Source organism: Acinetobacter sp. UBA2063, assembly GCF_002333245.1.
In the GTDB taxonomy this organism is placed as follows: Bacteria; Pseudomonadota; Gammaproteobacteria; order Pseudomonadales; family Moraxellaceae; genus Acinetobacter; species Acinetobacter parvus.
Map to the genome: position 1 here is coordinate 1 of NZ_DDAH01000060.1, position 7,445 is coordinate 7,445.

A 7,445-nucleotide genomic window follows, 5' to 3' on the forward strand; every position below is an offset into this window, starting at 1 on the left:
ACATTGTATTTTTCTAAAATACCGTTGGCATCCAGTGCAAGTGCGCAGTTTAATGCTGTTTGACCGCCCATCGTTGGGAGAACCGCATCTGGACGTTCTTTTTCAATGATCTGTGCAACTGTCTGCCAGGTGATTGGCTCGATATAGGTTGCATCCGCCATTGAAGGGTCAGTCATGATGGTCGCTGGATTCGAGTTGACCAAAATAACACGGTAGCCTTCTTCACGAAGCGCCTTACATGCTTGCGCACCTGAGTAGTCAAACTCACACGCCTGACCAATGACAATAGGACCAGCACCAATAATTAAGATGCTTTTAATATCCGTACGTTTAGGCATTATTCGCTCCTGAGTGAGGGTAAAGCGGAGCGAAGCTCCGTCCGAACGCAAGACGAGAAGCTATGCTTCGAGTAGTCGCAATATTCATCTTAAACATCATTTTTTAGCCTGCTCAATCAAGTGAATAAAATGATCGAACAATGGCGCACAGTCATGTGGACCAGGGCTGGCTTCAGGGTGACCCTGGAAGCTGAATGCTGGTTTGTCAGTACGATGGATACCTTGGTTTGTACCATCAAACAGTGAACGATGTGTCACCTTTAAGTTTGCAGGTAAAGTACTTTCATCGACAGCAAAGCCGTGGTTCTGCGAAGTGATCATCACTGTACCGTGATGTTCGCTGAGAGGGTCAAGATTTTGTACAGGATGGTTCGCACCATGATGTCCATGATTCATTTTCATGGTTTTCGCGCCAGAAGCGAGCGCCAAAATCTGGTGACCTAAACAAATACCAAATACAGGTAAAGTCGTAGTTTCAACAATCGTTTTTACTGCTTCAATGGCATAGTCACATGCTGCTGGATCACCAGGACCATTTGACAAGAACACGCCATCTGGATTCAAGGCAAGCACTTTTTCAGCAGGAGTTTGTGCAGGAACAACTGTTAATTTACAACCACGGTCTGTCAGCATACGTAAGATGTTGGTTTTGACACCATAATCGTATGCAACGACATGAAATTTAAATTCAGGTTGGGTAAAGCCCTGACCTAAAGCCCAGGAACCCTCGGTCCATTCAAAACCTTCAGGATCGCAGCATTCTTTTGCGAGGTCCAGGCCATTTAAGCCGCCGAATGCACGCGCTTTTGCAATGGCTTCTTCTTCTGTAATATTTTCGCCAGCAAGGATACAGCCATTTTACGCGCCCTTGTCACGTAAGATACGGGTCAATTTACGTGTATCAATATCAGCGATGGCAACAACATTATGTTGTTCCAGATATTCGCTAAGTGATTGTTCAGAACGGAAGTTGCTGTGTAATAAAGGAAGATCACGAATAATTAAACCGTTCGCCCATACTTTATGGATGCGACCAGATTCAACGTCTTCGCTATTACAGCCTGTATTTCCAATATGGGGATAAGTCAGCGTCACAATTTGTTGCGCATAACTTGGGTCAGTCAAAATTTCCTGGTAGCCAGTCATGGCTGTATTAAAAACGACTTCACCAGTCGTACTACCCGATGCACCGATAGACGTTCCTTTAAAGATCGTTCCATCTGCGAGGGCTAAAATGGCGGGGGTGCTCAAACCAAAGCTCCTGAACTAAAACCACAAAAATAGGGCTGTAAAAAAGCGAGAAGACATAAAAAAAGGCAGGCTGTCTTTAAAAACATGCCCCTCCTTCCAGTCTGCTCGCTTGTAACTTAACAGCGCATTATACGCATGAGTAGGTGAAAAGTCTATGTGTTTTGTCTATTAAACTCAGGAATTGGTGTTTTTCTTTTATAAGTTTAAATGGACAGGTGTCTATTGCAAAATCAGTCATTCTTATAAATATATCATGAGATATTATGCAAATTGTCTAACAATTTTTTAGGGCTTTAGGTGGAAAGCGCTTTATCTTATATATAGCCAAAAAATCAACGATCAATATAGAGGGGAATCAAGATGGCTGAGTCAAAAACTGCACCTGCAACTGAAGAAGTGAAAGATGTTGTTGAAAAAACTGCAAAAGCTAAAGAAGCTGTGGCGGAAAAGACGGCAGAAGTCAAAGAAGTTGTAGCTGAGAAAGCGGCAAAGGCGAAAGAGGTTGTTGCTGAAAAAACCGCAAAGGCGAAAGAAGTGATTGCTGAGACTCAGGAACAGGCGAAAGAAGTCATTGCTGAAACTCAGGAAAAAATTGAAGCTGAAGCAAAAGAACTCAATGATGCTGTTCAAAATCAGTTTGCACAAATCAAGCAAGACATTTTACAGCGTATTGAAGTGATCAAGGGTCAGTTTAACTTGTCTCAAGAAGACTTGGTTGAATTTAAGAATGCCTTGAAAACTGAGTTAAACGCTTTGGTTGAAGACTTAAGCAAAGTCAGCAAAGAACTGAAAGATGACATTAGCCAGATTTCAGTAAAACACAAAGACACTTTGACTGAGAGCTTTAAACGTACCAAAGAACAAGCAGTTGAAGCCTGGAATAAGGTGCGTGCAAGCTAAGTCATCGCTTGTCAATAAAAAAGCGAGAATTGAGTTCTCGCTTTTTTGTTTTTTAGACTTATTAAAAAAAGTTAAAACTGATGCAGCCAATCCCGTTTGTTATGGAAATCGGCCTGAGGGCTGCTATGCTGCATTGCAAAGTAATGCATGCCTTGAGTGGTATTTAACACTGCAGTTAAACCAAGATACAGGTCAGCCCATTTCAATTTATTTTGCTGCATAAACTGGGATAAATCCACACTGACATTTAAGCCATAGTGGGTACGTTGTAAATGGTTCAACTCAATATCATAGGCAGCTATAGGTGGCATATTTTCTGGAAAGCGATATTCTTCAAATTGATAGGCCTGCCATGCCTGAGAGGGAGAAAGATTGATTTCACGATAGAAATCTTCATCTTTCACACCAATAAAAATCTCAAAACAAGTCTGTTCCCATAAAAAGTCAAGGCGGGGATGTTCCGAAACCTGATCGGGATAAATCAGAAACTGATTTGGGTCACGCACCCAGAAACCAACATTCACAGTTGCTGGTGTTTGCTGCTCAATCGCCCCAACCACCGTAATGGCGTTAAAGCGATCAAAAGCCGACAATTCATAACTTGCCATTGCTTAGTTATTACTGAGGTGAGCAAAACGAACGAGGTTGGAAAGATGTTGGTTTTGTTTGGCTGCCTTTTTATAAAGCAAAACAATTTTACCAATTTTCTGTACCGATTCCGCACCAGTCGCCTCAACAAGGGCATCAATCACTGCCGCACGCGCCTCACGGTCTTCACCCGCAACTTTCACCTTAATCAGTTCATGGTCATTTAGCGCACGATTCGTTTCTTCAATGACGTTTTCTGTAAGACCGTGGCTACCAACCATTACAACTGGGTTAAGTGCATGACCAATTAGACGCAAACGCTTACGTTCATGGATAGATAAAGCCGCCATTAAAAATACCTGATTTGAAAAACGACCTAGTATAGCCTGCATCCCAAACCTAAGATAGATTCAGTAGGCAGACTGATCATAAATATTCAGAAAACTGTTGAAATAACCAATGATGTTGATCGAAAAAAATCTGTAAAAGTTCGTGTGATTACGCTACATCCGTACTGTAATGAGAGTAATTTTCACGTACAATGACCAATCAGAAGTGTTTTGAAATTTAGTGAGTTATGGCGACACGCATTACCAATCAAAAATTGTCGAAAAGCAGTCGTGCGTGGATGAGAGAGCATCTGGATGATCCTTTTGTTAAAAAGGCGCAGAAAGAGGGGTATCGCGCACGCGCAGCATATAAGTTACTCGAAATCCAAGAAAAATATAAACTGATTAAACCTGGTATGACGGTTGTCGATCTGGGCGCGGCACCTGGTAGCTGGTCACAGATCGCAGGTAAGCTGGTCGGTGCCAGTGGTTTGGTGATTGCATCCGATATCCTGCCAATGGATGCGCTTCCAGATGTGACCTTTTTACAGGGTGACTTTAGGGAAGAGGAAGTCTTCGAAAAATTGTTAAATATTTTAAATGGTCGTCAGGTAGATATTGTAATTTCTGATATGGCCCCCAATACATCAGGTAATAGGGCTGTCGACCAGCCACGCCAAATTTATTTGTGTGAGTTGGCACTGGATTTTGCTCAGAAAGTTTTAGGACCAAATGGACAGTTTGTGGTTAAGGTGTTCCAGGGTTCAGGATTTGATGAGTTTAGAAAACAGGTGGTTGATGGTTTTGATGTATTAAAAACAGCCAAACCTGCGGCGTCACGCGCTCGGTCAAAAGAGGTTTTTTTGATTGGACAGGGTCGTAAAAAGGCATTGCAATAAAAAGTGTACTTGCCAAGATGTTAAAAATTGTGCATTTTGTACCTTTTAAGTTTTTTGCAACGCAAATTCATTGCTGTTTTTGTGAAGGTCAGCCAAGATTAGGTATGATCAAATTAGATTGATATGGGAATAAAGCCTTGAGCGATTACTTCAAGAATGCCGTATTGTGGCTCATCATACTCGGTGTTCTGATTTTGATTTTTAGCAACGTCAGTGACCGCAATAAGCCTGCAGCGATGAAATATTCAGATTTCGTTGCAGCGGTAAATGCTGGGCAAATTAAACAGGTCACCATTGATGGATTGAATATCAGTGGTGAGAAAACCAATGGTTCTTCATTTGAGACGGTTCGCCCACAAGTAGAAGACACTGAGTTGCTACCAAGCTTGAACAAACAAAATGTAGTGGTTGAGGGCACAGCACCACAACGCCAGGGCATTTTGATGCAACTTCTTATTGCGAGTTTCCCTGTATTACTGATCATCCTGTTGTTCATGTTCTTCATGCGTAATATGGGCGGTGGTGCTGGTGGTAAAAACGGTCCGATGAGCTTTGGCAAGTCAAAGGCAAAAATGCTGTCTGAAGACCAGATCAAGGTCACATTTGCTGATGTTGCAGGCTGTGACGAAGCAAAACAGGAAGTGGTTGAAATTGTAGATTTCCTGAAAGACCCTGCTAAATTTAAGCGTCTTGGTGCAACCATTCCTCGTGGTGTATTGATGGTGGGTCCTCCAGGTACAGGTAAAACATTATTGGCAAAAGCCATTGCTGGTGAAGCCAAGGTTCCTTTCTTCAGTATCTCTGGTTCTGACTTTGTTGAGATGTTTGTTGGTGTGGGTGCATCACGTGTCCGTGATATGTTTGAACAGGCAAAACGCCATGCACCATGTATCATCTTTATTGATGAGATTGATGCGGTGGGTCGTCACCGTGGTTCAGGTACAGGGGGTGGTCATGATGAGCGTGAACAAACCCTGAACCAGATGCTTGTTGAGATGGATGGTTTTGAGGGTAATGAAGGCGTGATCGTCATTGCCGCAACCAACCGTGTCGATGTGCTTGATAAAGCCTTGCTTCGTCCAGGTCGTTTTGACCGTCAGGTGATGGTTGGCTTGCCAGACATCCGTGGTCGTGAGCAAATCCTGAATGTTCACTTGAAGAAACTTCCTTCAGTGACTGGTGTGGATGTTAAGATTCTTGCCCGTGGTACGCCTGGTTTCTCTGGTGCGCAACTTGCGAATTTGGTGAATGAAGCTGCATTGTTTGCTGCCCGCCGTAATAAAAATACGGTTGACATGCATGACTTTGAAGATGCAAAAGACAAGATCTACATGGGTCCTGAGCGTAAGTCGATGGTGATCCGTGAAGAAGAGCGTCGCGCAACGGCCTACCATGAAGCTGGACATGCGATTGTTGCTGAAATCCTACCAGGTACAGATCCTGTGCATAAGGTAACGATTATGCCACGTGGTTGGGCATTGGGCGTGACTTGGCAGCTTCCCGAACAAGACCAGACCAGCCATTATAAAGACAAGATGTTGAATGAACTTTCAATCCTGTTTGGTGGTCGTATTGCGGAAGAAATCTTCATCAACCGCATGTCAACGGGTGCATCCAATGACTTTGAACGTGCAACTAAGATGGCACGTGCAATGGTCACCAAATATGGTATGTCAGATGCGCTTGGTGTCATGGTGTATGAGGACGAAAACCAGAGTGGTTTCTTCGGCAATGTTGGTAGTCGTACCATTTCAGAAGCGACTCAACAAAAAGTAGATGAAGAAGTACGTCGTATTTTGGATGAGCAATATACCGTTGCACGTAATATCTTGGAAAATAATAAAGATATCGCGCATGCAATGGTGAAAGCACTGATGGATTGGGAAACGATTGATCGTGATCAAATCCGTGACATTATGGAAGGTCGTGAACCACAACCACCTAAGGTCTATATTCCTGAAAATCCAGTGGCTGCATTTGAACCACCGAAAGATGGTCCATCTACACCACCACCATTACCAGCAATGGGCTAATGGTTGAAATCAAGAAGAGTCGCTAAAAGCGGCTCTTTTTTTGTCCTTATTTTAGCCAAGCTGAAAATAAATCAACAATGTTCTTAGGACAGTCTTGTTAAAATAAAGTGATTCGTAAAGTGTTAAGAGTTTTTTGATAATGCAGTTGATGCCATTACCACAGTGCCAGTTACACTGTGGTCGTTTTATACTGGATTTATCCCAGCCACAGATTATGGGTATTCTCAATGTCACCCCTGATTCTTTCAGTGATGGTGGACAGCATCATCATAAGGAACAGGCCGTTCAACGTGCTTTACAGATGATAGAAGAGGGTGCAAGCATTATTGATATTGGTGGAGAATCCACGCGCCCCAATGCGTCACCTGTTGAGCTTGAGGAAGAAATTCAGCGTGTGATTCCTGTGGTGGAAGCATTGGCAAAATATGATGTTGTTATTTCAATAGATACCAGCCAGCCAGAAGTAATTCGTGCTGCTGTAAAAGCGGGCGCACATATCTGGAATGATGTTCGTGCCTTAACCCGTCCGCAAGCATTGGAAACGGCTGCTGAGTTGAATATTCCTGTGATATTGATGCATATGCGTGGTGAACCAACCAATATGAACCAGCTTGATCAATATACAAATGTCACAGAAGATGTGATGTATGAGTTAGAGCAACGCTTGGATCAGGCACTCGAAATGGGAATCAAAAAATACAATATCATCCTTGATCCTGGTTTTGGTTTTGCTAAAAATGCTCAACAGAATTTTCAATTATTAAATGAATTCTGGAAGCTGAACCAGATGGGCTATCCGATCTTGTCAGGTTTGTCCCGTAAGCGTTTTATTGGTGAAGCCTTAAATGGTATACCTGCACAAGAACGTGCAGTGGGCAGTGTTGCAGGACATCTAATGAGTATTCAGCAGGGTGCCAGTATTGTCCGTGCGCACGATGTCAAAGCGACCAGTGATGCCATTAACGTCTGGAAAATGATGTTCAATCAATAATAGTTTAGGGTATTGATACAACCGTAAGATTCTATTGGCTTGCTCCATAAATATATCAGATGAGTAATTTTTAAAAATGGAAAATAAAACAATTACATCTCTGTACACGACAAATT

General features: G+C 42.7%; 6 protein-coding genes and 2 pseudogenes. 4 read left to right on the forward strand and 4 right to left on the reverse strand.

Annotated features, from left to right (window positions below; translation table 11 throughout):
* Both carB and carA read right to left on the reverse strand, forming a co-directional pair.
* Positions 1–338 (reverse strand): annotated as a pseudogene (gene carB / locus B4H32_RS02935) (carbamoyl phosphate synthase large subunit); the annotation flags it as partial.
* Positions 339–434: 96 nt separating this feature from the next.
* Positions 435–1,589 (reverse strand): annotated as a pseudogene (carA, locus tag B4H32_RS02940) (glutamine-hydrolyzing carbamoyl-phosphate synthase small subunit).
* Positions 1,590–1,949: 360 nt separating this feature from the next.
* On the opposite strand from carA, the gene B4H32_RS02945 reads away from it, so the two are divergent.
* Positions 1,950–2,489 carry a hypothetical protein gene (locus B4H32_RS02945; protein WP_004676652.1) on the forward strand — a complete coding sequence of 180 codons (540 nt, stop codon included), beginning with the start codon at positions 1,950–1,952 and terminating at the stop codon, positions 2,487–2,489.
* Between the two features lie 71 nt (positions 2,490–2,560).
* On the opposite strand, the gene B4H32_RS02950 is transcribed toward B4H32_RS02945, so the two are convergent.
* Positions 2,561–3,097, reverse strand: coding sequence for a DOMON-like domain-containing protein (locus tag B4H32_RS02950; protein WP_286799742.1), 537 nt, complete (start codon positions 3,095–3,097; stop codon positions 2,561–2,563).
* Positions 3,098–3,100: 3 nt separating this feature from the next.
* The gene (gene yhbY / locus B4H32_RS02955) at positions 3,101–3,427 is read right to left on the reverse strand and encodes a ribosome assembly RNA-binding protein YhbY (RefSeq protein WP_286799747.1); all 327 of its coding nucleotides are present in this window, start codon (positions 3,425–3,427) and stop codon (positions 3,101–3,103) included.
* Positions 3,428–3,654: 227 nt separating this feature from the next.
* Here yhbY and rlmE point away from each other — a divergent pair, with 227 nt between their 5' ends.
* The 3 genes from rlmE (at position 3,655) to folP (ending at position 7,329) form a co-directional block, all read left to right on the forward strand.
* A complete protein-coding gene (rlmE, locus tag B4H32_RS02960; protein ID WP_286799743.1) occupies positions 3,655–4,305 on the forward strand; it encodes a 23S rRNA (uridine(2552)-2'-O)-methyltransferase RlmE in 651 nt (216 codons plus the stop codon).
* A 137-nt stretch (positions 4,306–4,442) separates the two neighbouring features.
* The gene (gene ftsH / locus B4H32_RS02965) at positions 4,443–6,338 is read left to right on the forward strand and encodes an ATP-dependent zinc metalloprotease FtsH (protein WP_004676659.1); all 1,896 of its coding nucleotides are present in this window, start codon (positions 4,443–4,445) and stop codon (positions 6,336–6,338) included.
* Positions 6,339–6,477: 139 nt separating this feature from the next.
* On the forward strand, positions 6,478–7,329 hold the full coding sequence (folP, locus tag B4H32_RS02970; protein WP_004682759.1) for a dihydropteroate synthase: 852 nt from the start codon (positions 6,478–6,480) through the stop codon (positions 7,327–7,329).
* Positions 7,330–7,445 lie beyond the last annotated feature (116 nt).

Excerpts from the sequence above, each read along its gene's own strand:
- folP (WP_004682759.1), top strand. The coding sequence starts at position 6,478 with ATGCAGTTGATGCCATTACCACAGTGCCAGTTACACTGTGGTCGTTTT.
- yhbY (WP_286799747.1), bottom strand. The coding sequence starts at position 3,427 with ATGGCGGCTTTATCTATCCATGAACGTAAGCGTTTGCGTCTAATTGGT.
- B4H32_RS02945 (WP_004676652.1), top strand. The coding sequence starts at position 1,950 with ATGGCTGAGTCAAAAACTGCACCTGCAACTGAAGAAGTGAAAGATGTT.
- rlmE (WP_286799743.1), top strand. The coding sequence starts at position 3,655 with ATGGCGACACGCATTACCAATCAAAAATTGTCGAAAAGCAGTCGTGCG.
- B4H32_RS02950 (WP_286799742.1), bottom strand. The coding sequence starts at position 3,097 with ATGGCAAGTTATGAATTGTCGGCTTTTGATCGCTTTAACGCCATTACG.